Genomic DNA, 24,602 nt, shown 5'->3' with positions numbered 1-24,602 from the left:
CTTGCCGGGCCGTTGGCTGCGAGATTTAAGGTGGGTCCAGCGCGACCGGATTGACCACATTGGCGCGATCGATGTCGCGTTGCGTGAGGACCGCGACGATGTTGCGCGCGGCCTCGACGCCGGTCCGCGTGATCGATGCGCCGGTTTGGGCTGCGATATGCGGCGTCACGATCAGGTTCGGCGCCTGCAGGATCGGCCTGTCCTGCGCCGGCGGCTCCTCCGCCAGCGTGTCGAGGCCGGCACCGGCGAGATGGCCGCTTCGCAGCGCCGCGCACAGCGCATCCTCGTCGACCAGCGCGCCGCGCGCGGTGTTGATCAGGAGGGAGCCGGGCTTCATGGCGTTGAGCCGCCCGGCATCGATCATGCCGCGCGTCGCATCGGTCAGCGGTGCGTGCAGGCTGACGATGTCGGAAACCGCGAGCAATTCGGCGAGATCGGCGGCTTCGCGCGCCAGCGCCGGATCGACACGGCCGCTGCTCCGGCCGAGCGCGACGACGCTCATGCCGAGCGCGGCCGCCGCGCGCGCGACATGCCGGGCGATACGGCCGAAGCCGACCAGGCCGATTGTGCGGCCGCGGATTTCGCGGCCGCGATAGGTGGCGCGGTCCCAGGCGCCGGAATGAGCTCGCGCGTTCAGGCTGACGACGTCGCGCCCGAGGGCGAGGATCAATGCGATGGTGTGCTCGGCAACCGCAGGCGCATTCGCGTCGCCCGCGACCATCACCAGCACGCGACTGGCGGTCGCGGCATCGATATCGACGCTGTCGACGCCGGCGCCGTGCTTTGCGATCACGCGCAAATGCGGATTGCCTGCGATGGTGGCGGCGGAGAACACCGGATTGCCGCGCATCAGGATCGCCTGCGTCGGCACCCGCGCCATCTCGTGCGCGAGACGTTCGGGCGTGACGGCATCGTGCATCAGCACGACATCTGCACCGATCTCGCTGAGGACATTGACGGCGGCCGGCGCGAGGCTGTCGCCGGTGACGAGAACGCGAAACGAAGCGGTCATCTGCTATCGTCTGCTGCGATATTGCATGGCTGACCCGCTGCGCGCGCCGCGCCATTCTGCCTGAACCTGACGCATTTCGCGCGCTTCTCCCTTCTTCTCCCTTGGAGGACAGGTGATTTCGCGCGAAGATCGAAAAATGGCCCCGTGAGGTCAAATACCTTGTTGACCCCCGACTTATAGGGAATCGGAATAAGCGATGGATTACAGGCAGCTTCGTTACTTCATCGCGGTGGCCGAAGAGCTCAGCTTCAGCCGCGCAGCGAAACGTTTGCATGTCAGCCAGCCGCCGCTGAGTACGCAGATCAAGGCGATGGAGGAAGAGCTCGGCACGCGCCTGTTGGCGCGGACGCGGCGCGCGGTGGAACTGACGCAGGCCGGACAATTGCTGCTGGAACATGCGCGGCGTGCGGTCAGCGAGCTTGATCTGGCGTCGGAGACGGTGCGCCGTGCCGCGCGCGGCGAGGCCGGCATGATCCGCGTCGGCTTCACCGGCTCGGTCCCGATGCTCGACATGTTCGCCGAGCTGTTCCGCAGCTTTCGCGCCAGCTATCCGCGGGTGAAGATCGAGCTCCGGCACATGTCGACGGCGACGCAGCTGCGCGCGCTTGCCGACGCCGAGCTCGATGTCGCGATCATGCGCCCGCCGCTCGATTTCAGACCGGCGGCCGATCTGCAGGTCCATGTGGTCTGGCGCGACCGGCTGATGGTGTTCCTGCCGCTGGATCATCCGCTGGCCGGCGCCAAGGGGGCGCTTGAGATGGCCGACCTTGCCGAGCATGAATTCGTCGGCATGGCCGAGAGCGGTTGCGGCGTCGGCGATCAGGCCGCGATGCTGTGCCGGCGGGCGGGCTTTGCTCCGCGCGTGGTGCAGGAGGCGCATGAGCTGCGCACCGTGCTCAGCCTCGTTGCGGCCGGGATCGGGCTTTCGATCCTGCCGTCGTGCTACCAGCAGGCCGGCGTGATGAATGTGGTGGCGAAGCCGCTGGACACGCCGGATGCGGAAAGCCGCATGCTGGTGGCGATGCGCTCCAGCGCCTCGCTGCTGCCGCGCCGGTTCGTCGAATGCGCGCTGCAGGCGGCGTCGCGCAGCGTACCGCCGCTCGTCCCCGAGGTCGCAGCAGTGCGTCGTTGATCGTGCCGCACGCCCTATACTTTCGTCGGCCGTAGTCTTCCGGCATCCAGTCTGGCCTTGCTCTTGCATCGTTCAACGTCAGGTGCTGGGGCGCGGATGTGTCGTGTTCTCGCCTGCGGCGGCAGCGTCGCAGGCGAGCAGTCCGTGACGCGCGCCCGCAGCTGGATCGACACCTACGGAGACGACGACATGCACGTCATCACACGTGCGGCACTGCTGCTTGGGACGATTTGCCTCGCATCACCGGCCTTGGCGCGCGACGACGGCCGCTACGCCAATTCACCGCTAAAGCCCTGGTTCGAGAGCCTGCGCAGCGGCTATGGACAATGCTGCTCGGATGCCGACGGCTATGTGGTCGCCGATCCCGACTGGGAGTCGGATCACGGCCACTATCGCGTGCTCATCGACAATGAATGGGTTGTCGTGCCGAACGAGGCCGTGATCACCGAGCCGAACAAGGTCGGCCGCACCATGGTGTGGAAGCACTATATCGACGGCCACCCGCGCGTGCGCTGCTTCATGCCGGGCAGCATGACCTGAGGCACGCTATCCGGACTGCAACTCAGGCCGGCGGGACGAACACCCGGTTCGGGAATGCCTGCTCGACGACGTCGAGAAACGCGCGAACCTTTGCACCGACCAGCCGTCGCGAGCTCTGCAGCGCCCAGATCTCGACCGGAGGTCTGGCATCCGTTCCCCAATAGGCAAGGCGCCCCGCGGCAATGTCGTCGTCGACCAGCAGCTTGGGCAGCAGGGCCGCGCCGGCGCCTGCAAGCACCGCATCGCGCATCATCAGCATGGATGAGAGGCGCAACATCGGCCGCGGCTTGAGCATCAGCTCATCGTGTTCATGTCGGATGCGCCAGACCGTGTCCGGTGGCGTCGGCGACATCACAACAGCATCGACGGAGACGCCATCCGGATCGTGCGCGGAGGCCGTCGGTCGTTGCTGGTCGGGATGCGCCACGACCAGCAGTTCGTCATGCAGGAAGCGGCGGCCGACGAGACGTTCGTCCGGTGACGGGTTGATGCGGATGACAAGGTCATAGCCGTCTTCCACCGGATCGACCAGGCGATCCTCGGCGACGATCTCGAGCTGGACGTCGGGAAAGGCGTGCGCAAAGCGTGCACCGATCCGGCCGAACGCGACATGGGCGAGCAAGACCGGCGCACTGACCCGCAAGCGGCCGCGCGGCGTCGACGCGCCGAGCACCACGGCTTCGCCGGCCTCCGCGATGTCGGACAATGGACCGCTGGTGCGCTCGTGCAGCGCGCGGCCCTCGTCGGTCAATCGCAGACTCTGCGAACCCCGTTCGATCAAGCGGACGCCGAGACTCTGTTCCAGTTCGGCGACGCGGCGGGACAGCGTGGCCTTGGCTCGTCCGGAAGCGCGGCTGGCGCGGCCGAACCCGCCATGCGCGGCCACCAGGTTGAAATCGGCGAGTGCCTGAAGGTCCATCGGTCCTGTTCCATATTCGAGACGGTATGTCCAAATAGTGGCATCTTCAAAGTAAAATTGGAACGGATAGCTTCTCGGCGACGGCAGACGGTCTGCCGAAAAGAAGGAGTATTCGACATGGCTATTCTGGTGACAGGCAGCACAGGCACCATCGGCACCCAGGTTCTCAATCATCTCGCCGGTCACGGCGTCGAGGTTCGGGCCCTGACGCGTTCGCCCGGCAAGGCGCAATTTCCGCAGCACGTGACGGCCGTTCGCGGCGATCTTGCCGACGTGGATTCGGTCCGCGCGGCGCTCATTGGCGTCAGCACGCTGTTCCTGCTGGTACCGAACGCCGCCGACGAACTGACGCAGGCGATGCTGACGCTGACCGCTGCGCGCGAGGCCGGCGTCAAGGGCATCGTCTATCTCTCGGTGTTCAAGGGCGAGGCCTATGCCGACGTGCCGCATTTCGCCGGCAAGCACACGGTCGAGCGGATGATCGAGGCGCTCGATCTTCCCGCGACCATCCTGCGTCCGGCCTATTTCATCCAGAACGATCTTCGGCTGAAGGATCCGCTGCTGAACTTCGGCGCCTACGGCATGCCGATCGGCGCGAAGGGCATCTCGATGGTCGACATCCGTGACATCGGCGAGGCGGCCGCGATTGAGCTGCTGCGCCGCGAGCGCGCGTCCGCCCCGCTGGGCCGCGAGACCTACGCGCTGGTCGGCCCCGACGTCGTGACCGGCGCGGGCGCGGCTGCGATCTGGCGCGATGAGCTTGGCCGCGCGGTCAGCTATGGCGGCGACGATCTCGCGGTGATGGAGCAGCGTTTTAAGGCGGCGATGCCGGCATGGCTCGCGCTCGACATGCGCCTCATGTTTGGCCGGTACCAGAGCGACGGCGCGGTCGCGACGGCCGACGAACTGGCACGCCTGACGAAGCTGCTCGGCCGCGCGCCGCGGGCCTATCGCGATTTCGCCCGCGACGCCGCCACGCAGTGGCGCAAGGGCTAGCTGGCCCCGTGCACGAGGAAGCGCGTGACCACGCCGCCAAGCGTGGCGTGGTCGAGCGGCTCTGCGAGCGAGGACTTGGCGGCTTCGATCAGGGCATCCGGCGCGCGGCCGCGATGCAGATCGCAGAGCGCGTCGGCGTAGTCGGCGGTGAATTCCGGATGCGGCTGCACCGACAGCGTCGTGCCGTTGGCATAGAGCAGGCCGGCATGCGGCGTGAACCCGGACGACAGGATGGTGCGCGCGGAGGCGGGCGGGGTGATCACCTGGTCCTGATGCGAGCAGGCGACGGCGATCGTCTCGCCGTCGATCAGCCCGTTGTCCGGCGCGATCCGATAGACATGGCGCCCGATGCCCCAGCCTTTCTCGGATTTGCGCACCGTGCCGCCGAGCGCCTGCGCGATCAGCTGATGGCCGAAGCAGACGCCGACGGTTGGAATGCGCTTGTCATGGGCCGTGCGCACGAAGGCTTCGAGCGGCGCGATCCATTCGACATCGTCATAGACGCCGGCGGCCGATCCCGTGATCAGGATCGCATCCAATGCCGCCGGATCCGGCAGTGTCTCGCCATTGGCGAGGCTGACGACGTCGCAAGCCACAGACGGATCGGCGGTGGCTACCATCCGCTGAAACATCTGCGGATAGCTGCCGTGGCGCTCGCGGAATTGCGGACTGACGAGCCCGGTTTCGATGATGGTGATACGGGGCATGGAACGCGCGGACGGATGAAGGAGGATGACCCTGCCTTTACTCCGAAAGCGCCAATGGCGACAAGCCGTGCGCGGCGGTTACCGATCAATTCCGCGACGGCACCGCCGCGTCGATCGTGGCGGTGTGCTGCGCTGTCGGCGCCGGTGTCGTCGCGACGATCGCGGGCTCGGTGCGGTAGCGCGGCAGCTGATCCTCGAGGGAATAGCCGACGCAGAGTGCGAGGCTCGACCAGACCGCCATGCTGAAATACAGCGACATCCAGGCGATCTCCTCGCGCCACTCGGCGATGTCGTGGGTCACGACCCAGCGCCGGCTGACATCGCGCAGGCCGTCCAGCGGATGCAGCAGCGTGCCGCCGGCGGCGAGGTTAGCGCGCCAGCGGTTCAGATACATCGGGACGTCGACGGTCATCAGGAAGGCGAGGAAGGCGGCGATGCCGAGGATCGCGACGATGAAGGCCCAGCGCACCGGGCCGTGAAACTCCGGCAGCAATCGGCACAGCGCAATCCCGACCAGGAAGAACACCACTGACCAGATCGAGTTCTCGATCGCATTGCAGAGATAATGGGTGGTCAGCACCGCATACCAGGAGAAGCATTCCGCGATCACGATCAGCGGCACGATGATCCAGGCGATGTTCACGGTGGTTTCGGCGCCGGTCATGCTGCCGAGTTGATGCAGGATGATCGCCCATTGCGCGGCGAAGCAGACCTCGGCGACGGTGGCGACGGTACGGCCGACCATGACGCTCGACAGCCAGGTGTCGAACAGGCAGATGCGCTGCACGTCGGCGCGCGGCAGGACCGAGCGGAAGGCGCAGCCGAACACATAGGCCGCGCATAGCAACATCATCAGGCCGATGCCCGAGGTGTTGCTGAAGCTGCCATTGGCCTGTTCATTGAACTGGCGGTAGAGCGCGAACCAGACCGCGATGTTGGCGGCGCTGACGAGGCTCAGGAAGCCCCACCACCGGACCACTGGATTTGACCAAGCCAGCGAAACCGGCCGCGCCCGCCACTCCATGCTCATTCACCGCTCCGCGTGTAACCGAATTGATATTGAACTGTAGCAATTCTGTCATAGAAGACAGCGAATCACGACTAAAAATTGCGTGTGGGAGCGAGCGGGGCAGATCCAGTTGTGACAGTGCCCGATTATGACAGTGTGCGATTGTGACAGTGCGCGGTGGTGCGTGACCGTCAGCCGCGCAGCGCGGTCTCGGGAATGGTGCGGCGAACCACTTCGCGCATCGCGAAGCTGGAATGGATGCGGGCGACGCCCGGCATCCGCGACAGATGCTGCTTGTGGATGCGCTCGAAGTCGGCGATGTCGCGGGCGATCACCTGCAGATGATAGTCGTCGCTGCCCGACATCAGATGGCAGGACACGACGTCGGGGCAGCGCGCGATCGCGGCCTCGAAAGCTGCGAGATAATCCTCGCTCTGCTTTTCCAGCGTGATGGTGACGACGACGGTCGTCACGAGGCCAAGCGCTGATGGTTCGAGGTCGACGCGGTAGCCGCGGATCACGCCGATCTCCTCGAGATGGCGGATGCGCCGGGCGCAGGCGGTCGGCGACAACCCGACCTTCTCGGCAAGCTCGATCTGGCTGGCGCGGGCATCAGCGACCAGCTCGGCGAGGATTCTGAGGTCGATACGATCGAGACCGTCCACGCAGATTTCCTTCAAGAGCTGAGCTGAATGCGAAGGATATGAGCGTATTTGACTGTGAGCAAGCCGGAAATCGCTGAGAAACGCCATGTGACGGGGCATAGCCTTAAGGCTGGCGGAAACGAATCCTCAAGGAGCGGACCATGCGCATCGGCGTGCCCAAGGAGATCAAGGTCGAGGAATATCGGGTCGGGCTGACGCCCGCCTCGGTGCGGGAATATGTGGCGCACGGCCACGAGGTCGTGGTCCAGCGCGGCGCCGGTGACGGCATTGGTGCCGGCGATGAGGTCTATACCCAGGCCGGCGCGCGGATCGCCGATACCGCCGAAGAGGTGTTCTCCGTCGCCGAGATGATCGTGAAGGTGAAGGAGCCGCAGCCGTCCGAATGGATCAGGCTGCGCGAGGGACAGATCCTGTTCACCTATCTGCATCTCGCGCCCGACATGCCGCAGACCGCGGGGCTGATCGCCTCCGGCTGCACGGCGGTGGCCTATGAGACCGTCACGGATGCGCATGGCGGGCTGCCGCTGCTCGCGCCGATGAGCGAAGTCGCCGGCCGGCTCGCGATCGAGGCCGCGGGCGCCGCGCTGCGCAAATCCGCCGACGGCATGGGCAAGCTGCTCGGCGGCGTGCCCGGCGTTCCGCCGGCGCGGGTTGCGATCATCGGCGGCGGCGTGGTCGGCACCCATGCGGCGCGGATGGCGGCAGGGCTCGGCAGCGACGTCACCATCCTCGACCGCTCATTGCCGCGGCTGCGCGCGCTCGACGACCTCTTCCTCGGCCGCGTCCGCACCCGTTACGCCACGCTGGAAGCGATCGAGCAGGAGGTTTTCGCGGCTGATGTTGTGATCGGCGCTGTGCTGGTGCCGGGCGCCAGCGCGCCCAAGCTGGTGTCGCGCGCGCAGCTTGCAGGCATGAAACGCCGCGCGGTGCTGGTCGACGTCGCGATCGACCAGGGCGGCTGCTTCGAGACCTCGAAGCCGACCACGCATCAGGCGCCGACTTACCTCGTTGATGACATCGTGCATTATTGCGTCGCTAACATGCCGGGCGCGGTGCCTGTGACCTCGAGCCACGCGCTCAACCACGCCACCTTGCCGTTCGGCCTGGCGCTGGCCGCGAAGGGGCTGCGCGCGCTGGTCGAGGATCCGCATCTGCGCGCCGGCCTCAACGTGCATCGCGGCCGCATCACCAACCGCGCCGTCGCCGAGAGCCAGCATTTGTCGGCCGTGATGCCGGAGGAAGCGCTGGCGTCGTAGCAGTTTCGGTACGAGGCATTCGTAGCCCGGATGGAGCTAACGGGTCGCGCGAACGCGCCCGATGACAGGCTCCGCGCAATCCGGGGCTGATCTCTCCGCGGAGGGGCTGACCCCGGATTTCGCTTTCGCTACATCCGGGCTACTGTGCTGCATCTGTCAGTTCTTTCAGCCGGCTCTGCATCACTTCAATGATGTGCGCGCGCTTTGCCGCGATTCGTTCGATCGGTCCGCCGATGCCGATCGCGAGCGGAGCGCGTCGCTTCGGCAGGGGAACGAGCATGCCTATCGTGCTTGCGCCCGGCGTCGTGCGGCCGCCTGACTCGGAATAGCCGCGGCGGCGAATGCGCTCGACCTCCTCGAGAAAGGCGGATTCGCGAACGCGCGCCGATTGACTCGGCTCCTCGGCATTGTTGCGGCGGATAATGCCGCGAATTTTGGTGTTCGGCATTTGGCTCAGCAGCACATGTCCGAGCGCGGTCCGCACCATCGGCCGTATTTGACCGGCTTGTGCTGTGTACTGAAGCTGAGAGCCGCCGGGGACAACGTGCAGATATTGCATCCCGGCGGCGCCGGCCTGTTGTCCGAGCATGACGGTTTCGCCGCCCGTCGCGGTCCAGAGTTCCTCCATCAGATCGGTGAGCTTGGTATCACGGAACGGGGAACGACGGATCCAGTCACCCAGCAGATTGACCCGGTAGCTCGGGATGAAAAGCCGGGTCTTTCGCTCGTATTCGAGGTAGTTCAATTCGACGAGACATCGAAGCAACACCGACGTGCTCGATTGGGGCATCTCCAACGCGGACGATATTTCGGTCACGGAAGCAGCCCGCTTTGTTTTCCGAAAGAACTCCAGAACTGCAAACGTCCGCATGGCCGATTTGACGATGGCCGTCTTATTCGGATTCGGCATGGCTGGCTCCTCGGCGGGTCAAGTACCGCACCTCCATCACATATGTGATGTTAGGGCAAAACTGCTTCACTTGACGACAACTTTGGCTCAGATTGGCGTCAATAAGATCAAGCCGCATGGAAACGCACAGAGCAGGGGAAGGCGGATGCCCGGCCGAAGTTTGCTCGAGAAGATCTGGGACCAGCACGTCATTGCTCGACTCAGCGAGGACACTGACCTCCTTCATATCGACCGCCATCTGCTGCACGATCTCGGCGGTTCGCGCGGCCTGCTCGATCTCAAGAGCCGGGGCCTCAAGGTCCACAATCCCGAACGGACCTTTGCGACGCCGGATCACGCGCTGTCCACGGCGCCCGGCCGCGCCGGAACCAGCAAGATCGGACTGGAATTGTTGGCGGCGCTGCGGGTCGAGACCTTGGCGAGCGGCATCACGCTGTTCGATGTCGATCAGCCCGGCCAGGGCATCGTCCACGTCATTGGTCCGGAACTTGGCTTGAGCCTGCCGGGCGCCACCATCGTCTGCGGCGACAGCCACACCTGCACCCATGGCGGCTTGGGGGCGCTCGCCTTCGGCATCGGGTCGAGCGAGCTCACCCATGTGCTGGCGACGCAGGCGCTGATCCAGCGCCGTCCGAAGACGATGCGCGCGCGCTTCGAGGGCAAGCTGCCGCTCGGCGTCACTGCCAAGGACATGATCCTGGCGCTGATCGGCCATATCGGCGCTGCCGGCGGCACCGGCTATGCGGTCGAATATGCCGGCAGTGCGATCCGCGCGCTGCCGATCGAGGGCCGGCTGACGATCTGCAACCTCTCGATCGAGCTCGGCGCCAAGATGGGCATGGTGGCGCCGGACGAAAAGACGTTCGAATTCCTCCGCGGCCGTCCCTATGCGCCGCAAGGCGAGATGTGGAATCTCGCGGTGAAAGCGTGGCGCGAACTGCCGAGCGATCCCGACGCGGTATTCGATCGCGAGGTCGTGATCGACGTCGAGAAGATCATCCCGCAAGTGACCTGGGGCATCAGCCCCGAGCACGTCGTCGGCGTCGACGGCGTCATTCCCGATCCGAAGGCGGTCGACGATCCGTTGCGGCGCGCCGCGATCGAGACCGCGCTGGAGTATATGGGCCTGCAGGGCGGGGCGCCGATCGCGGGCACGCCGGTCGATTGGGTGTTCATCGGCTCCTGCACCAACAGCCGGCTCAGCGATCTGCGCGCCGCGGCCGAGGTCGCCCGCGGCCGCAAGGTCGCGGCCGGGGTCCGCGCCTGGGTGGTGCCGGGTTCGGAGAACGTCAAGCGCGAGGCGGTCGCCGAAGGGCTCGACAAGATCTTCATCGACGCCGGCTTCGAGTGGCGCGAGCCGGGCTGCTCGATGTGCCTTGCCGCCAATGGCGAGGTGGTGGCGCCCGGGCAGCGCTCGGTCTCGACCTCGAACCGCAATTTCGTCGGCCGGCAAGGGCCGCGCGCGCGGACGCATCTGGCGAGCCCCGCGAGTGCCGCGGCATCCGCCATTGCCGGCGCGATCGCCGATGTCAGGATGATGGGACGCTAGAGTATGCCAAAACCGTTCGACAAGCTCACCGCAACCGCCGCGCCGATCATGCGCGGCAATATCGATACCGACGTCATCATCCGCATCGAGCGCCTGGTCGGCAATTCGATCCGCGGCACGCTCGGCAAATGGGCGTTCGGCTCGCTGCGCTATCTGCCCGACGGCTCGGAGAATCCGGAGTTCATCCTGAACCGCGAGCCGTATCGCGAGGCGGAGATCTTGGTGACCGGGCCGAATTTCGGCTGCGGCTCCTCGCGCGAGGGCGCGGTGTGGTCGCTGCAGGAGCGCGGCATCCGCGCCATCATCGGCTCCGGCTTCGGTGACATCTTCTTCGCCAACTGCTTCCAGAACGGAATCCTGCCCGTCATCGTCGACAAGGCGGTGGTCGATCAGCTTGCCGCCGATATCGAGGCGACGCAGGGCGCGGGCAAGGTCTCGATCGACCTCGAGGCCCAGACGATCGTCTCGCCGTCGGGCGCGCGGCATTCGTTCGAGATCGACCCGCGGCGACGCGAGGGGCTGTTGAAGGGGCTCGACGAGGTGGCGCTGACGCTGCAACGCGACAACGAGATCCACGCATTCCAAGCCTCCGACCGCGCGGCGCGGCCATGGATTCATTCGACAACGACACCCGCTTCAAGGACACCGGCATGAGCACGCAATCCAACATGGTCAAGGTCGCCGTGGTCGGCGGCGAGGGCATCGGCCCCGAGGTCACCGCGCAGTCGCGCCGGGTGCTCGACTGGTTCGCGGCGAAGCGCGGCGTTCCGATGACGCTGCGCGAGGCGCAATACGGCCTGATCCCGTATCTGGCGACGGGCAAGGTGCTGCCCGAGGATACCGCCGAGGCGATGGACGAGGCTGACGCGATCCTGTGGGGTGCGACCGGCGGACCGGAGACCACCGAGGTGCCGGCCGCGGCACGCAAGGCCGGCAGTCTGCTGGGCCTGCGCAGCAAATACGATCTCTACGCCAATCTGCGGCCGATCGTGGCGAGCCCGGCACTGTCGGCCTCCGCGCCGCTCAAGGCCGAGGTGCTCGACGGCGTCGATTTCGTCATCATCCGCGAATTGACCAGCGGCATCTATTTCGGCGAGCCGCGCGGCATCGAGACGCTGCCCGACGGCCAGCGCCGCGGTTTCAACACCGAGCAATACACCACGAACCAGATCCGCCGCGTGGCGCGCTCGGCCTTCGAGCTGGCGCGGACCCGGCGCAACAAGGTCTGCTCGGTCGACAAGGCCAATGTGCTCGAGACCAGCGTCGTGTGGCGCGAGGAGGTGATCAAGCTGCACAAGGAGGAGTTCTCCGATGTCGAGCTGACCCATCTCTATGTCGACAACGCCGCGATGCAGATCGTGCGCGAGCCGCGGCAGTTCGACGTGATGGTGACCGGCAATATCTTCGGCGACATCCTGTCCGACTGCGCGGCGATGGCTTCAGGCTCGCTCGGCATGCTGCCGTCGGCCTCGCTCGGCCCGGTCGATCGCTTCGGCCGGCGCAAGGCGCTGTACGAGCCGGTGCATGGCAGCGCGCCCGACATCGCGGGCAAGGGCATCGCCAATCCGCTCGGTTCGATCCTCAGTGTTGCGATGCTGCTGCGACTGACGCTGAACCGGCCTGAGGATGCCGACCTGCTCGAGAAGGCCGTGCAGATCGCGCTGGCCTCCGGCGCGCGCACGGCCGATATCGCCGAGGCCGGAGCGAAAAAGCTGTCGACCGTGCAGATGGGCGATGCGGTGCTCGGCGCGCTCGACAAGATCTCGGCCAAGGAGCACGCGTGATGGCTGGCGTCACCATGCCCCACATTTCGCGGCGATCGGCGCTGACGGTGATCGCCGCCGGTGGCGCGGCGCTGGCGACCGGGCGTGCGTTGGCGCAGGCGGCCGCGGGCCGGGCGATCTATCCGGTCGCGGTGCCGGTCTATCAAACGCAATTTGTTGCCGACCGTATCGGCTACTTCAAGGAGGCCGGGCTCGACTGCAAGCTGGTGCAGGGCGGCAGCGGTGTGAAGACCCGCGAGATCATCGCCTCGTCGCAGGGCGATATCGGCATCGGCGACGTCACCCATCCGATGCAGCTGACCAATCACGGCCGCGCCGCGCGCGTGTTGTTGCCGGTCGACACGCGATCGAACTCGGTGATGTTCATCCTGCGCAAGGATCTGAAGGACCAGGGCATCAACTCGCTGGAGGCCTTCACGCAATGGAAGCGGCCCGACGGCCGCAAGCCGATCGTCTCGGTCTCCTCGCTCGGCGGCACCAACCATGTCTGGTCGTCCTACTACATGGAAACCATGGGGCTCGACGACAAGGTGACCTGGATCGGCACCGGCAATGTCGACACCATGCTGGGATCGCTGAAGTCGAAGCAGGTCGATATCCTCGTCAGTTCGCTGTCGCTGTTGAACGAGGCGCAGCAGCAGGGCTGGGGCGAATTGCTGTTCGACGGCACCGACGAGGCGATCTGGAACAAGCATATCGGCGGCAAGGTGCCGGTGACCGCGCATTTTACGCTGCAGGCCACCATCGACAAGGATCCGGCCAAGATGCAGGCCTACGTCACCGCGCTGTGGCGCGCCTCGCAGTGGATCAAGACCCACAAGCCGACCGAGGTCTACGACGCCATCGAGCCCTATGTCGGCAGCACCTCGCGCGAGGCCAATCTGCTGGAGATCACGTCGATCCAGAAGGTCGCGGACTATGAGGGCTCGATCGACGCCGCAAGCTTCGCGCGCGGCGAGAAAGTCTGGTTCCGCGAGATGACCGGCATCAAGCCGCTCAAGATCGCCGACGTGGTCAATTCCAGCCTGATCGAAGCGGCGCGAAAGGCCTATCCGGGTTGAGCGCGCTCGAGACAAGCGCAACCGTGTCGCCGCGCGCCCCGGCCGATCGCCGCGTCGAGGTCAAGGGCCTGAGCAAGTCGTTCCAGCTTGCCAAAACGACGATCGAGGCGGTCCGCGACGTGACCTTCGACGTCCGCCGCGGCGAGTTCGTCGCGCTGCTCGGGCCGTCGGGCTCCGGCAAGAGCACGGTGCTCAACATGATCGCCTCGCTGATCCGCCCCACCGGCGGCGAGATCCTGATCGACGGCAAGCGCGTCGTCGCCGGCAAGGCGACGCCCAATGTCGGCTATGTCTTCCAGCGCGACACGCTGTTTCCATGGCGGACCGTCGGCGACAATATCGGCTACGGGCTGGAGCTATCAGGCGTGCCGGCTCACGAACGGAAGGAGCGCATCGCCGAATGCGTCGCGCAAGCGGGCCTGAAGGGATTCGAGAACGCCTATCCGTCGGCGCTGTCGGGCGGCATGCGGCAGCGCGCGGCGCTGATGCGGACGCTGATCGTCGAGCCGCAAATTCTCCTGATGGACGAGCCGTTCGGCGCGCTCGACACCCACACCAAAATTGACATGCACGAGGTGCTGCTTCGGATCTGGGAACGCGAGCAGCAGACCGTGCTGTTCGTGACCCACGATCTCGGCGAGGCGCTGACATTGGCCGACCGCATCATCCTGTTCTCGGCGCGGCCGGGCCGCATCAAGGACATGTTCGAGGTCGACTTCGTGCGCCCGCGCGATGCGGTGAAGGTGCGCGAGACCCCGCATTATGCCGAGCTGTTCCAGCACATCTGGCATTCTCTGGGCGAGGAATTCGTCAAGGGCCGCAGCGCATGAAGAGGTACGGCACGCTCGGCACGGTCGGCTGGCAGGTCCTGATCTGCGCCGTCGTGCTGTCGGTCTGGCAATGGGGCTACGACCTCCGCACCAGACTGCCCTGGCTGGTGCCCGACCTGCTCGATCCCTACTTCATCTCGAAGCCGTCGATGATCTTCGACAACTTCCTGATCCAGAGCTGCCTGACCTCGAAGCTCGGCGCCTTCAACAGCTGGTTCAACGGCGACTTCGGAAAGTGTCTGGCGCGCAACGAGAACAATCTCTGGGCCGCGACCGCCATCACCCTGAAGAATACCTTCTTCGGCTTCGTCACCGGCGTGGTCAGCGGCTTCGTCGCCGGGCTGATCCTGGGACGATCCGACCGGCTGAGCGCGATCTTTCAGCCCTTCATCACCGCGGTGAACTCGATCCCGCGGATCGCGCTGGCGCCGATCATCGTGCTGGCATTCGGGATCGGCGACATGTCGAAGATCGTGACGTCCTGGATCGTCGTCGTGTTCCTGGTGTTCTTCAACACTTTCGAGGGCGCGCGCTCGATCGACGAGGGTTTCACCAATGCCGCGCGGCTGCTCGGCGCCAGCGAGTGGCAGATCACCCGGACGGTGGTGATCCCCTCGACGATGGCCTGGGTGTTCGCCTCGCTGACGCCTGCGATCTCCTTCGCGCTGATCGGCGTGATCGTCGGCGAGTTCATCGGCGCCGAGCGCGGCATCGGCCGCCTCATCATCGAATCGGAGGCGCGCGGCGAGGCCTCGGGCATGATGGTTGCTGTCGTGGTGCTGATGCTGGTCGGTGTGGTGCTGTCGGCGATCATCTGGCGGTTGCAGGCCTATCTGTTGCGCTGGCAGCGGCAGCGCAGCGCCGAGTAGGCCGCGGGCCGTGGCGACGTCGCATTTGCCGCCACGGCCGGGCTGGATCTAGGCTGCATTTTCCGCTGGCGAAGTCTCGCCGTCGAGCCAGTCCTGTTCCTTTGCCAGCGCGCGCCAGGCCGCTTCCATTCGCTTGAAGCGCTTGTAGGTCGGCTCGTCGTCGGCACGCTCGGCAAGCTGCGCGCAGTTCTCCGCATTGTCGAGGAAGTGCTGTGACTGTTTCATGGAACGTCCTCCTGTTAGTTAAGGACGTGGGACATCAATTCAGGCTATTCAACGCGTGGAACACGGGTATTTCGCCACACAGATGAATGCCTGTTCAGCGAGTTCCGCGCGCGATGTTTCGGATACGCGTGAGCAACTGCAGCGCATTCGATACAGGAACGGTAGGTCGCACGCGACGTTCCTCCTTCACGTCGCAACTGGAGGAGGAAAGACGGCATGAGGACGTATCTGTTGGCTGCGGCCATGGTGACCGCGATCGCATCGCCTGTGTTCGCCGATGATGTCGGTGTCAGCGTTGGCCCCGTCGGCGCGGGCGTAACGGTTGGTCGGGCGCCTGAGTATCGCGATCGTGATCGCACCACCGTGATCAGGGAGCGTGAGCCGCGCCGTGACCGGACCACGGTCATCAAGAAGCAGGACGAGTTCGGCAATCGCAGCAAGACCGTCATCCACAACGACGACGATTGACGCCAACTCAGACGATCTTGTGTTAGCATGAACGTCCGCCGCTGACCTCGTCACGGCGGACGTTTGCTTGGTACCCAGGCCACGGAGCGACGATGGCGGCCGAGACGGAGCTCAAATTCCGGGTTCCCGCGCGCAAGCTCAAGGGACTGACGAAGCCGCGGATCGCCGGCAGCAAAAGCGGCGCACCATCCGAGAGCGATCTCGTCTCGACCTATTTCGACACGGCGAAGCACAAGCTCAGGCGACACGGACTGACGCTGCGTGTGCGGCGGGATGGCGCCAACTATGTTCAGACCATCAAGTCCGGGGCGGGCCCACAGTTTGAACGGGGCGAATGGGAGACCGACCTTGCGGATGGACACCTCGACCTCGACAAGGCCGTAGGTACACCGCTCGAAAAGCTCGCGTCTGACAGGCTGCGCCACAAGCTGAAGCCGATGTTCGCGACGTCGGTCCGGCGTATTACCGTGCCGCTGCGGACGAAGCGCAGCGAGATCGAGCTCGCGATCGATCGCGGCTACACCACGGCCGGGCGCCGTTCACGCCGAATCGACGAGGTCGAACTCGAACTCAAGAGCGGCCGCCCGCTCGACCTGTTCCGGGTCGCCAGGGCGCTGGAGCGGAAGGCGGCGGCAGAGCTCGATTTGCGCTCGAAAGCCGAACATGGCTATGAGCTCGCCGGCGGTGAGGAGCATGTCGTGGTCTCCGCCGGGAGCATCGTGCTCGACGCCGGGCTTACCGCCGGCGGGGCGTTCCGGGTGATCGCGCGCGCTGCGCTTCGTCACTTCTCGTCGAATGCCGATGCCGTCCGCGAGGGCGAGGCGGAAGGCATTCACCAGATGCGGGTCGGGTTGCGGCGGCTGCGCGCCGCGATCTCGCTGTTCTCGAAGATCCTCACCGTAGCCCCGACGGAAGACGTCAAGACGCAGCTGAAGTGGCTCACCAACGCGCTCGCGCCGGCGCGCGAGCTTGATGTGTTCGTCAAGGAAGATATCGAGCCTGCATCGCATGACGCGCTGCTGCGGCGAGGCGGCAAAGCGATCCGGCAGGAATTCTCCGACCGCCGCGACCGCGCATTTGCCGGCGCGCGGCAGGCGGTCAATTCGCGGCGCTATCGGTCGATGCTGATCGACACGTTGCAATGGATCGAGGCAAGGCAGACCGTTGCCGCGGAGGATGAAGGCGGTCCGATCGAGGAATTCGCCGCCGCGCTGCTGCATCGCCGCCTCAGGAAGCTGCGCAAGAATGGCCGGCGTCTCGACGCGCTGTCGGCCCGGCAGCGGCACAAGGTGCGCATCGGGGCCAAGAAGCTCAGATACGCGATCGACTTCTTCGAAAGCCTGTTTCCGCGCAAGGGTGAGCGCAAGCAGCTCGCGCGGCTGTCCAGGCACCTGAAGCGGGTCCAGGATGCGCTCGGCTCGCTCAACGATTTTGTCGCGCACCGCAAGCTGGCGGTCGACGCGGCGCTGAAGGCCCCGCATCGGAAGGAGCGCGCCAGCGCCTTTGCCTCGGGCGTTGTGCTTGGCCGCGAGGAACAGGCGGTCAAGCCGCTGATCAAGGTCGCCGCCAAGGAAGTGCGAGGACTCGAAAAATTTTGACAAGAGTCTGGTGGCGAACTCCGGACATCTATGCCGCTGGTGATGCCCCCGATTGCCTCTCCCGCTCGGCGGCTGCGATCTGGCTGCGACATTCCTCCGCGTAGGCACGCAGGCGCTCGGCCGTCAACGAGTCCATGCCGGTGCGTGCCAGCCGCTCGGCGCGGTCGGCCTGATCTCTGAGATCATCGGTTGTCCGGGTCATGTGTGCCTCCATGCCCAGACAATTTGAATCGAATTGCGACGTTCCCCGGCGGGTCAGGACGTGGCTAACGGATGGTTAAGGAGCTGCGGATGCTCAGGTCACCGGCGCCGGGTTGAACAGCGTCAGATCATTGTGGATGCCCCAGCGGTCCGACCACGGCTTGGTGCGCCCGCTCGCGACGTCGAGGATCAGACGAAACAGGTCCCAGCCGGTTTCCTCGATGGTCTTCTCGCCGGTGGCGATGCAGCCGGCGTCGAAATCGATCAGGTCCTTCCAGCGCCGTGCCAGCTCGCTGCGGGTTGCGACCTTGATGACCGGGGCGGCGGCCAGGCCATAGGGCGTGCCGCGGCCGGTGGTGAACACCTGCAAGGTCATGCCGGAGGCGAGCTGCAGCGTGCCGCAGATGAAATCGCTGGCGGGCGTCGCCGCAAACAGCATGCCCTTCTGCCGCGCCTTCTCGCCCGGCGACAGCACGCCAGCGATCGGGCCTGAGCCGGACTTGACGATCGAGCCGAGCGACTTCTCGACGATGTTGGCGAGACCGCCCTTCTTGTTGCCCGGCGTGGTGTTGGCGCTGCGGTCGGCGCCGCCGCGGGCGAGATAGGCGTCATACCATTCCATCTCGCGGATCAACGCGCGGCCGACATCCTCGTTGACGGCGCGGCGGGTCAGCAGCGCGATAGCGTCGCGCACCTCGGTCACTTCCGAGAACATCACGGTCGCGCCGGCACGCACCAGAAGATCCGCGGCAAAGCCCACCGCGGGGTTCGCGGTGACGCCGGAGAATGCGTCGCTGCCGCCGCATTGCAGGCCGATCACAAGGTCAGCGGCCGGGCAGGTCTCGCGCTTGCGCGTGTTGAGCACCTTCAGCCGGGCTTCGGCCTGGGTCATGATGGCATCGACGATGGCGCCGAAGCCATCGAAGGCCTCGTCCTGCATCCGCACGATGGCATCGCCGACGCCTTCCGGCACCAGCCGTTCCGGCGCGAGCTTCTCGCAGCCGAGCCCGACGACGAGGATCTCGCCGCCGAAATTAGGGTTGAGTGCGAGATTCTGCAGGGTGCGGATCGGCACCACGGCATCGGGCGCCGTGATCGCGACGCCGCAGCCATAGGCGTGGGTCAGCGGCACGACGTCGTCGACATTGGGATATTTCGGCAAGAGCTCGGCGCGGATGCGCTTGACCGCATATTCCATCGTGCCCTTGACGCATTGCACGGAGGAGGAGATGCCGAGGATGTTCTTGGTGCCGACCGAGCCGTCGGGATTGCGATAGCCCTCGAAGGTGAAGCCCTCGAGCGGCGGCAGCGCGGGCGGCACCGCGGTCGCGATCTCGAGCTGATCGAGCGGCGGCGCGTCGGGCATGCGGATGCGTGCCTCGTCGACCCATTCGCCGGCCAGGATCGGCGACAGCGCCGTGCCGATCACCTCGCCATAGCGGATAATGGGTGCGCCCTCGGCGATGTCTTCCAGCGCGGTCTTATGGCCCTGCGGCACGAAGGCGCGCAGCGTCAGGCCCGAGGCGAAGCGGGAGCCGGCGGGCAGCCCGAAATCATTCACGACGATCGCGACGTTGTCGCGCTCGTTGAGCTTGATGTAGCGGGGCTGCTCCTGCGCGCCGATCGACTGGTCCATGAGGCTTCTCCTGACTTTGCTTCACCTCTCCCGCTTGCGGGGGAGGCGTAGGCCGCCTTCGGCGGCCGTCCTTAAGAACGCCGAAGCGAAGCTTCGGCTGTATCGCATCGAATGATGCGATCCGGGTGGGGGCTCTCTCCAGCATGACTCGTGGAGAGAGCCCCCACCCCAACCCTCCCCCGCAAGCGGGAGAGGGGGCGCAGCGTCTTACGCGGCTGCACTCTGTTTCAACTGCTTCAGCCCGGGAAGGTGTAAGCCGTCTTCACCGTGGTGTAGAACTCGCGGGCATAGGCGCCCTGTTCGCGTGCGCCGTAGCTCGAGCCTTTGCGGCCGCCGAACGGGACGTGGTAGTCGACGCCGGCGGTCGGCAGGTTGACCATCACCATGCCGGCCTCGCTGTTGCGCTTGTAATGCGAGGCGTATTTCAGACTGGTGGTGCAGATGCCCGAGGCGAGGCCGAACTCGGTGTCGTTGGAGATCGCCAGCGCCTCTTCATAATCCTTGGCGCGGATCACGCAGGCGACCGGGCCAAAGATCTCCTCGCGCGCGATGCGCATCTGGTTGGTCGCCTCGGTGAACAGCGCCGGCTGCAGATAGAAGCCGGGCGTCTCGCGGTTGAGCAGCTCGCCGCCCCAATGCAGGCGGGCGCCTTCGTCCTGGCCGATCTTGATATAGCGGAGGTCCTGGTCGAGCTGGCTCTGGTCGACGACCGGGCCGACATGCACGCCGCTCTTCAGCGCGTCGTCCACGGAGAGCCCTTTCATGCGCTCGGTCATCGCGGCGACGAAGCGATCGTGAATTCCTGCTGTGACGATCAGGCGCGAAGACGCCGTGCAGCGCTGGCCGGTCGAGAAATAGGCGCCGTTGACGGCGACCTCGACCGCGACCTTCACGTCGGCGTCGTCGAGCACGACCAGCGGGTTCTTGCCGCCCATCTCGAGCTGGAACTTCTTCATCGGATTGGAGAGCACGCAGGCCTGCGCGATCTTGCGGCCGGTCTGAACCGAGCCGGTGAACGAGATCGCGGCGACGTCGGGATGATCGAGCAGGGTCTGGCCGACCACCGACCCCGAGCCGACCACGAGGTTGAACACACCGGAGGGAATGCCGGAACGCGCGATGATCTCGGACAGCGCGTGCGCCGAGCCCGGCACCAGCTCCGCCGGCTTGAACACGACGGCGTTGCCGTAGCAGAGCGCCGGCGCGATCTTCCAGGCCGGGATCGCGATCGGGAAGTTCCACGGCGTGATCATACCAACGACGCCAACCGGCTCGCGGGTGATCTCGACGTCGAGGCCGGGGCGCACCGATGCGCCCTTCTCGCCCATCAGCCGCAGCGCTTCGCCGGCGAAGAACGCAAAGATCTGCCCGGCGCGCGCCACCTCGCCGATACCCTCGGGGAGCGTCTTGCCCTCCTCGCGGGCGAGCAGGCGGCCGAGCTCTTCCTTGCGGGCGAGGATTTCGACGGAAATCCTGGTCAGCGCGTCGAAGCGCTCCTGCGGCGTCGAGCGCGCCCAGGCCGGGAATGCGGCCTTCGCCGCGGCGATCGCCTTTTCGGTCTGCGCCTTGTCGGCCTTGGCGTATTCGCCGACCACATCCTTGGTGTTGGAGGGATTGATGTCCCGTGTGATGCCTGTTCCGTCGACCCATTCGCCGGCGATGAAGTTCTTCTGGTGAGCGGTCATGTTTCCAACCTTTCTTTTTTTAGCGCACGAGGCAGGGACGCTTGTCGTCGAAGGTCCACCCCTGGATCAGGAACTGCATGGCCAGCGCGTCGTCGCGGGCGCCGAGACCATGCTGCTTGTATAGCGCGTTCGCGGCCTCGATGGCACCGCGATCGAGCTCGATGCCGAGGCCCGGCCGATCCGGGATCGCGATCTTGCCGCCCTTGATCTGCAGCGGCTGGCGCGTCAACGCCTGGCCGTCCTGCCAGATCCAGTGGGTGTCGATCGCGGTCACCTTGCCGGGCGCGGCAGCGCCGACATGGGTGAACATCGCCAGCGAAATATCGAAATGGTTGTTGGAGTGCGAGCCCCAGGTCAGGCCGTTGTCGCGGCAGGTCTGCGCCACCCGCACCGAGCCCTGCATGGTCCAGAAATGCGGATCGGCGAGCGGAATGTCGACCGCGCCAAGCCGCAATGCGTGCGAGAGCTGGCGCCAGTCGGTCGCAATCATGTTGGTTGCGGTCGGCAGCCCGGTGGCGCGGCGGAACTCGGCCATGATCTCGCGGCCGGAGAACCCGGCCTCGGCGCCGCAAGGGTCCTCGGCATAGGCGAGCACGCCATGCATGTTGCTGCACAGCCGGATCGCCTCGTCGAGCGACCAGGCGCCGTTCGGGTCGAGCGTGACGCGCGCCTTCGGAAAGCGTTTTGCAATGGCGGTGACGGCCTCGATCTCCTCTTCGCCCCTGAGCACGCCGCCCTTGAGCTTGAAGTCGGCAAAGCCGTAATGCGCCTGCGTCGCCTCGGCGAGGCGCACGATCGCCTCCGGCGTCATTGCCGCCTGATGGCGCAGATCGAACCAGTCGGGCTTGCCGGTCTCGCCCTCGACATAGGGAAGGCTGGTCTTCCTGCGGTCGCCGACGAAGAAGAGGTAGCCGAGCGTCTCGACGCTCGTGCGCTGCTGGCCTTCGCCGAGCAGCGCTGCGACCGGGAGATTGAGATGCTGGCCGAGCAGATCGAGCAGCGCAGATTCCACCGCGGTGACCGCGTGAATGGTGACGCGGAGATCGAAGGTCTGCTTGCCACGGCCGCCGGCGTCGCGATCGGCGAAGGCCTGGCGCATCGAGGCCAGGATGTTGTTGCATGCGCCGATGGTCTGGCCGACGACGAGGTCGCGGGCGTCCTCGAGCGTCTTCTTGATCTTCTCGCCGCCCGGCACCTCGCCGACGCCGGTGTGGCCGGAGTTGTCGGTGAGGATAACGAGGTTGCGGGTGAAGAACGGCGCATGCGCGCCGCTCAGATTGAGGAGCATGCCGTCGCGGCCGGCGACCGGGATCACCTCCATCGCCGTGACAACAGGTGCGCCGGCAAAGCCGGTGCGGATCGTGTCCTGGATCATCTGCTCCTCCCTTCGTTCTTTGCTGTTTTCGCGGCCGTTCAGCTTATTCTGCCGCCTGCTGCGCGGCGGCCCGCGGCAGCTTGGCCACCAGTGCGGCGAGCTCGGCGGTCTCCTGCGCGGTGAGATCGGTGAGCGGCGGCCGCACCGGGCCGGAGTAGCGGCCGATCACCTTCATGCCGGCCTTGATGATCGACACCGCATAACCCTTCTTGCGGTTGCGTATCGCGATCAGCGGCAGGATGAAATCCTTCAACCCTGCATGGATGGTCTGATGATCGCGCCGGCGCACCGCGGCGTAGAATTTGGTGGCGAATTCCGGCACGAAATTGAACACAGCCGACGAATAGGTGGTGACGCCCATGTCGAGATAGGACAGGGCAAAGGTCTCCGCGGTCGGCAGGCCGCCGATATAGGTCAGGCGATCGCCGAGCCGGGTATGGACACGGGTCATCAGCTCGATGTCGCCGATGCCGTCCTTGTAGCCGACGAGGTTCGGGCAGCGCTCGCAGAGGCGCGCCAGTGTATCGGGCTGCAGGATCGCATTGTCGCGGTTGTAGACGATGACGCCGATCTTGACCGACGCGCACACCGCCTCGACATGCGCCGCAAGGCCGTCCTGCTCGGCATGTGTCAGATAGGGCGGCAGCAGCAGTAGACCGTCGGCGCCGGCCTGCTCGGCGCCAACAGCGATCTCGCGCGCGATCGCGGTGCCGTAGCCGGTGCCGGCCAGCACGGGAACGCGGCCCTTGGTCTCGTCGACCGCGATCTTCACGACGTGGGGAACTTCACTCGGCGTCAGCGAGAAGAACTCGCCGGTGCCGCCGGCGGCGAACAGGCCGGCGACGTCATAGCCGCACAGCCAGTCCATGTTGGCGCGATAGGTCGCCTCGTCGAACGAATAGTCCGCGTTGAACGGGGTCACGGGGAAGGACAGGAGGCCGCCACCGATTCTGGCGGCCATCTCCTGAGGGGTCATCTTGCTCATGGCGCCACTCCTTGAATGTTTCTGGGAACGGGATGCGCGAGCAGCGCGCGTCCATGGCGGAATTTCTAGGGAATGGTTCGATGCGCGTCCAAGCCAAACGCGGTATCGAGCGATGCGCAATCTGCATCAATCGCCGCGCAGATGCGGCGCTGCGATTTCGGTTGCGATCTCGATCAGTGAAGGCAGCAGCTGGTTCTCGTGATCGCGCCGCCACACCATGAACAGCTCGACCGGCACGGGTGATCGCAGCTTCAGCGGCTTCAGCTTGACCTCCGCGATCTTCAGGCTCGCGGCCGCTTCCGGCACGATCGCAACGCCGAGCCCGGCGCGCACCATGGCGAGGATCGAATGGATCTGGCTGAGATGCTGGACATAGCGCGGCAGCACGTCGGCGCGCGTGAACATCGACACCAGCAGATCGTGGAAGTAGCGCGCCTCATAGGGCGAATACATCACGAAAGGCTGGTCGTCGAAATCCTTGATGCTGACGGTCTCGGCCGCGGCCAGCGGATGCTTCTTCGGGATCGCGGCGAGCAACGGCTCGGCCACGACGCGCCGGCTTGCGAATTCCGGCCGCGCGATCGGTGGGCGCAGCAGGCCGGCATCGATCTGCCCGGTGGTGAGCGCCTCGAACTGATCGCCGGAGACCATCTCCTTCAGCGAAAAATCGACCTCGGGCAGGCGCGAGCGGCAGGCCGCGATCAGGTCGGGCAGGAAGCCGTAGGCGGCCGCGGCGGTGAAGCCGATCTTGAGCGAGCCGGTCTTGCCGAGCGCGATGCGGCGGGCAACCTGCGAGGCGGATTCCGCGAGCTTGAGGATGCGCCGCGCCTCGGGCAGGAAGCTGCGTCCGGCCGGCGTCAGCCGCACCGAGCGGCTGGTGCGTTCCAACAGCGGCGCGTCGATGATGTGCTCGAGCACCTGGATCTGCCGGCTCAGCGGCGGTTGCGTCATGTTGAGCCGCGCCGCGGCGCGGCCGAAGTGCAATTCCTCGGCCACCGTGACAAAGCAGCGGAGCTGGCTCAGGTCGAACATCGATGCTAACCCGGAATGGATCGAACGGGGATTTGTACGTTCTAGCATCGATGCCTCCCACTGGCCAAGAAGACAAAAAGCAGACAAACAAAGAGACAAAGACGGCGGCCGAAGCCGCCGTTCCGCGTTTCGAAAATCTCAGACCCTCATGGTGAGGA

Annotated in this window: 25 protein-coding genes; 12 read left to right on the top strand and 13 right to left on the bottom strand. The window is 65.8% G+C overall.

Going from position 1 to position 24,602, the window contains the following annotated elements:
* Nucleotides 1-25 precede the first annotated feature (25 nt).
* A complete protein-coding gene (locus tag XI02_RS35640) occupies nt 26-1,012 on the bottom strand; it encodes an NAD(P)-dependent oxidoreductase (protein WP_194483261.1) in 987 nt (328 codons plus the stop codon).
* A gap of 196 nt (nt 1,013-1,208) precedes the next feature.
* On the opposite strand from XI02_RS35640, the gene XI02_RS35635 reads away from it, so the two are divergent.
* On the top strand, nt 1,209-2,144 hold the full coding sequence (locus XI02_RS35635; protein ID WP_016847659.1) for a LysR substrate-binding domain-containing protein: 936 nt from the start codon (nt 1,209-1,211) through the stop codon (nt 2,142-2,144).
* Between the two features lie 189 nt (nt 2,145-2,333).
* A complete protein-coding gene (locus XI02_RS35630; RefSeq protein ID WP_026193281.1) occupies nt 2,334-2,684 on the top strand; it encodes a hypothetical protein in 351 nt (116 codons plus the stop codon).
* A gap of 22 nt (nt 2,685-2,706) precedes the next feature.
* Here the strand turns inward: XI02_RS35630 and XI02_RS35625 are convergent, their stop codons facing one another.
* Nucleotides 2,707-3,603, bottom strand: coding sequence for a LysR family transcriptional regulator (locus XI02_RS35625; protein ID WP_172649082.1), 897 nt, complete (start codon nt 3,601-3,603; stop codon nt 2,707-2,709).
* A 117-nt stretch (nt 3,604-3,720) separates the two neighbouring features.
* Here XI02_RS35625 and XI02_RS35620 point away from each other — a divergent pair, with 117 nt between their 5' ends.
* On the top strand, nt 3,721-4,599 hold the full coding sequence (locus XI02_RS35620; protein ID WP_172647042.1) for an NmrA/HSCARG family protein: 879 nt from the start codon (nt 3,721-3,723) through the stop codon (nt 4,597-4,599).
* On the opposite strand, the gene XI02_RS35615 is transcribed toward XI02_RS35620, so the two are convergent.
* The 3 genes from XI02_RS35615 to XI02_RS35605 all read right to left on the bottom strand — a co-directional run bounded on the left by XI02_RS35615 (nt 4,596) and on the right by XI02_RS35605 (nt 6,995).
* A complete protein-coding gene (locus XI02_RS35615; protein WP_172647043.1) occupies nt 4,596-5,306 on the bottom strand; it encodes a type 1 glutamine amidotransferase in 711 nt (236 codons plus the stop codon). The genes XI02_RS35620 and XI02_RS35615 overlap by 4 nt on opposite strands.
* A gap of 85 nt (nt 5,307-5,391) precedes the next feature.
* On the bottom strand, nt 5,392-6,330 hold the full coding sequence (locus XI02_RS35610; protein ID WP_172649083.1) for a hypothetical protein: 939 nt from the start codon (nt 6,328-6,330) through the stop codon (nt 5,392-5,394).
* A 176-nt stretch (nt 6,331-6,506) separates the two neighbouring features.
* A complete protein-coding gene (locus tag XI02_RS35605) occupies nt 6,507-6,995 on the bottom strand; it encodes an Lrp/AsnC family transcriptional regulator (protein ID WP_016847653.1) in 489 nt (162 codons plus the stop codon).
* 125 nt (nt 6,996-7,120) lie between these two features.
* Here XI02_RS35605 and ald point away from each other — a divergent pair, with 125 nt between their 5' ends.
* Nucleotides 7,121-8,236, top strand: a complete 1,116-nt coding sequence (gene ald, locus XI02_RS35600; protein WP_194483260.1) for an alanine dehydrogenase — start codon at nt 7,121-7,123, stop codon at nt 8,234-8,236.
* Nucleotides 8,237-8,375: 139 nt separating this feature from the next.
* Here ald and XI02_RS35595 read toward each other — a convergent pair whose 3' ends face one another.
* Nucleotides 8,376-9,146 (bottom strand): IclR family transcriptional regulator, encoded by a 771-nt coding sequence (locus XI02_RS35595; protein WP_172647045.1) that lies wholly within the window; start codon nt 9,144-9,146, stop codon nt 8,376-8,378.
* Between the two features lie 145 nt (nt 9,147-9,291).
* Here XI02_RS35595 and leuC point away from each other — a divergent pair, with 145 nt between their 5' ends.
* Genes leuC through XI02_RS35565 form a run of 6 tightly spaced genes read left to right on the top strand, consistent with a single transcriptional unit; the run spans nt 9,292 to nt 15,239 of the window.
* Nucleotides 9,292-10,695 carry a 3-isopropylmalate dehydratase large subunit gene (gene leuC / locus XI02_RS35590; protein WP_172647046.1) on the top strand — a complete coding sequence of 468 codons (1,404 nt, stop codon included), beginning with the start codon at nt 9,292-9,294 and terminating at the stop codon, nt 10,693-10,695.
* Between the two features lie 3 nt (nt 10,696-10,698).
* The gene (gene leuD / locus XI02_RS35585; RefSeq protein WP_172647047.1) at nt 10,699-11,349 is read left to right on the top strand and encodes a 3-isopropylmalate dehydratase small subunit; all 651 of its coding nucleotides are present in this window, start codon (nt 10,699-10,701) and stop codon (nt 11,347-11,349) included.
* Entirely contained in the window at nt 11,346-12,479 is a 1,134-nt protein-coding gene (gene leuB, locus XI02_RS35580; protein WP_172649084.1) for a 3-isopropylmalate dehydrogenase, read from the top strand. The genes leuD and leuB overlap by 4 nt, the downstream gene beginning before the upstream one ends.
* The gene (locus XI02_RS35575; protein ID WP_016843478.1) at nt 12,479-13,540 is read left to right on the top strand and encodes an ABC transporter substrate-binding protein; all 1,062 of its coding nucleotides are present in this window, start codon (nt 12,479-12,481) and stop codon (nt 13,538-13,540) included. The genes leuB and XI02_RS35575 overlap by 1 nt, the downstream gene beginning before the upstream one ends.
* The gene (locus XI02_RS35570; RefSeq protein ID WP_069277106.1) at nt 13,537-14,370 is read left to right on the top strand and encodes an ABC transporter ATP-binding protein; all 834 of its coding nucleotides are present in this window, start codon (nt 13,537-13,539) and stop codon (nt 14,368-14,370) included. Before XI02_RS35575 ends, XI02_RS35570 begins: the two co-directional genes overlap by 4 nt.
* Entirely contained in the window at nt 14,367-15,239 is an 873-nt protein-coding gene (locus XI02_RS35565; RefSeq protein WP_016843480.1) for an ABC transporter permease, read from the top strand. Before XI02_RS35570 ends, XI02_RS35565 begins: the two co-directional genes overlap by 4 nt.
* A gap of 48 nt (nt 15,240-15,287) precedes the next feature.
* On the opposite strand, the gene XI02_RS35560 is transcribed toward XI02_RS35565, so the two are convergent.
* The gene (locus XI02_RS35560) at nt 15,288-15,464 is read right to left on the bottom strand and encodes a hypothetical protein (RefSeq protein WP_016843481.1); all 177 of its coding nucleotides are present in this window, start codon (nt 15,462-15,464) and stop codon (nt 15,288-15,290) included.
* Nucleotides 15,465-15,680: 216 nt separating this feature from the next.
* Here XI02_RS35560 and XI02_RS35555 point away from each other — a divergent pair, with 216 nt between their 5' ends.
* Together XI02_RS35555 and XI02_RS35550 are read left to right on the top strand one after the other, a co-directional pair.
* Complete coding sequence (locus tag XI02_RS35555; protein ID WP_069277107.1) at nt 15,681-15,932, top strand: hypothetical protein; 252 nt, start codon at nt 15,681-15,683, stop codon at nt 15,930-15,932.
* Between the two features lie 92 nt (nt 15,933-16,024).
* Nucleotides 16,025-17,530 carry a CYTH and CHAD domain-containing protein gene (locus XI02_RS35550; RefSeq protein ID WP_172647048.1) on the top strand — a complete coding sequence of 502 codons (1,506 nt, stop codon included), beginning with the start codon at nt 16,025-16,027 and terminating at the stop codon, nt 17,528-17,530.
* Between the two features lie 28 nt (nt 17,531-17,558).
* Here the strand turns inward: XI02_RS35550 and XI02_RS35545 are convergent, their stop codons facing one another.
* The 6 genes from XI02_RS35545 to XI02_RS35520 all read right to left on the bottom strand — a co-directional run bounded on the left by XI02_RS35545 (nt 17,559) and on the right by XI02_RS35520 (nt 24,444).
* Complete coding sequence (locus XI02_RS35545) at nt 17,559-17,732, bottom strand: hypothetical protein (RefSeq protein ID WP_240536873.1); 174 nt, start codon at nt 17,730-17,732, stop codon at nt 17,559-17,561.
* Nucleotides 17,733-17,825: 93 nt separating this feature from the next.
* On the bottom strand, nt 17,826-19,367 hold the full coding sequence (gene garD, locus XI02_RS35540; RefSeq protein WP_172647049.1) for a galactarate dehydratase: 1,542 nt from the start codon (nt 19,365-19,367) through the stop codon (nt 17,826-17,828).
* 236 nt (nt 19,368-19,603) lie between these two features.
* Entirely contained in the window at nt 19,604-21,052 is a 1,449-nt protein-coding gene (locus tag XI02_RS35535; RefSeq protein WP_016843486.1) for an aldehyde dehydrogenase family protein, read from the bottom strand.
* Nucleotides 21,053-21,071: 19 nt separating this feature from the next.
* Nucleotides 21,072-22,427, bottom strand: a complete 1,356-nt coding sequence (gudD, locus tag XI02_RS35530; protein WP_172647050.1) for a glucarate dehydratase — start codon at nt 22,425-22,427, stop codon at nt 21,072-21,074.
* Between the two features lie 43 nt (nt 22,428-22,470).
* Complete coding sequence (gene kdgD / locus XI02_RS35525; RefSeq protein ID WP_172647051.1) at nt 22,471-23,412, bottom strand: 5-dehydro-4-deoxyglucarate dehydratase; 942 nt, start codon at nt 23,410-23,412, stop codon at nt 22,471-22,473.
* 126 nt (nt 23,413-23,538) lie between these two features.
* Complete coding sequence (locus tag XI02_RS35520) at nt 23,539-24,444, bottom strand: LysR substrate-binding domain-containing protein (protein WP_028333278.1); 906 nt, start codon at nt 24,442-24,444, stop codon at nt 23,539-23,541.
* Nucleotides 24,445-24,602 lie beyond the last annotated feature (158 nt).

The sequence above is a fragment of the Bradyrhizobium sp. CCBAU 21365 genome (assembly GCF_015291305.1).
Lineage (GTDB): Bacteria > Pseudomonadota > Alphaproteobacteria > Rhizobiales > Xanthobacteraceae > Bradyrhizobium > Bradyrhizobium elkanii.
Note: the sequence above shows the minus strand (reverse complement) of the source record. Positions and strands in the feature narration are given on the sequence as shown.

Excerpts from the sequence above, each read along its gene's own strand:
- XI02_RS35630 (WP_026193281.1), top strand. The coding sequence starts at position 2,334 with ATGCACGTCATCACACGTGCGGCACTGCTGCTTGGGACGATTTGCCTC.
- XI02_RS35560 (WP_016843481.1), bottom strand. The coding sequence starts at position 15,464 with ATGAAACAGTCACAGCACTTCCTCGACAATGCGGAGAACTGCGCGCAG.
- garD (WP_172647049.1), bottom strand. The coding sequence starts at position 19,367 with ATGGACCAGTCGATCGGCGCGCAGGAGCAGCCCCGCTACATCAAGCTC.
- XI02_RS35545 (WP_240536873.1), bottom strand. The coding sequence starts at position 17,732 with ATGACCCGGACAACCGATGATCTCAGAGATCAGGCCGACCGCGCCGAG.
- leuC (WP_172647046.1), top strand. The coding sequence starts at position 9,292 with ATGCCCGGCCGAAGTTTGCTCGAGAAGATCTGGGACCAGCACGTCATT.
- XI02_RS35625 (WP_172649082.1), bottom strand. The coding sequence starts at position 3,603 with ATGGACCTTCAGGCACTCGCCGATTTCAACCTGGTGGCCGCGCATGGC.
- XI02_RS35550 (WP_172647048.1), top strand. The coding sequence starts at position 16,025 with ATGGCGGCCGAGACGGAGCTCAAATTCCGGGTTCCCGCGCGCAAGCTC.
- XI02_RS35635 (WP_016847659.1), top strand. The coding sequence starts at position 1,209 with ATGGATTACAGGCAGCTTCGTTACTTCATCGCGGTGGCCGAAGAGCTC.
- XI02_RS35615 (WP_172647043.1), bottom strand. The coding sequence starts at position 5,306 with ATGCCCCGTATCACCATCATCGAAACCGGGCTCGTCAGTCCGCAATTC.
- XI02_RS35640 (WP_194483261.1), bottom strand. The coding sequence starts at position 1,012 with ATGACCGCTTCGTTTCGCGTTCTCGTCACCGGCGACAGCCTCGCGCCG.
- leuB (WP_172649084.1), top strand. The coding sequence starts at position 11,346 with ATGAGCACGCAATCCAACATGGTCAAGGTCGCCGTGGTCGGCGGCGAG.
- XI02_RS35520 (WP_028333278.1), bottom strand. The coding sequence starts at position 24,444 with ATGTTCGACCTGAGCCAGCTCCGCTGCTTTGTCACGGTGGCCGAGGAA.
- XI02_RS35555 (WP_069277107.1), top strand. The coding sequence starts at position 15,681 with ATGAGGACGTATCTGTTGGCTGCGGCCATGGTGACCGCGATCGCATCG.
- XI02_RS35610 (WP_172649083.1), bottom strand. The coding sequence starts at position 6,330 with ATGGAGTGGCGGGCGCGGCCGGTTTCGCTGGCTTGGTCAAATCCAGTG.
- XI02_RS35565 (WP_016843480.1), top strand. The coding sequence starts at position 14,367 with ATGAAGAGGTACGGCACGCTCGGCACGGTCGGCTGGCAGGTCCTGATC.
- ald (WP_194483260.1), top strand. The coding sequence starts at position 7,121 with ATGCGCATCGGCGTGCCCAAGGAGATCAAGGTCGAGGAATATCGGGTC.
- XI02_RS35575 (WP_016843478.1), top strand. The coding sequence starts at position 12,479 with ATGGCTGGCGTCACCATGCCCCACATTTCGCGGCGATCGGCGCTGACG.
- gudD (WP_172647050.1), bottom strand. The coding sequence starts at position 22,427 with ATGATCCAGGACACGATCCGCACCGGCTTTGCCGGCGCACCTGTTGTC.
- XI02_RS35595 (WP_172647045.1), bottom strand. The coding sequence starts at position 9,146 with ATGCCGAATCCGAATAAGACGGCCATCGTCAAATCGGCCATGCGGACG.
- XI02_RS35620 (WP_172647042.1), top strand. The coding sequence starts at position 3,721 with ATGGCTATTCTGGTGACAGGCAGCACAGGCACCATCGGCACCCAGGTT.
- leuD (WP_172647047.1), top strand. The coding sequence starts at position 10,699 with ATGCCAAAACCGTTCGACAAGCTCACCGCAACCGCCGCGCCGATCATG.
- XI02_RS35535 (WP_016843486.1), bottom strand. The coding sequence starts at position 21,052 with ATGACCGCTCACCAGAAGAACTTCATCGCCGGCGAATGGGTCGACGGA.
- kdgD (WP_172647051.1), bottom strand. The coding sequence starts at position 23,412 with ATGAGCAAGATGACCCCTCAGGAGATGGCCGCCAGAATCGGTGGCGGC.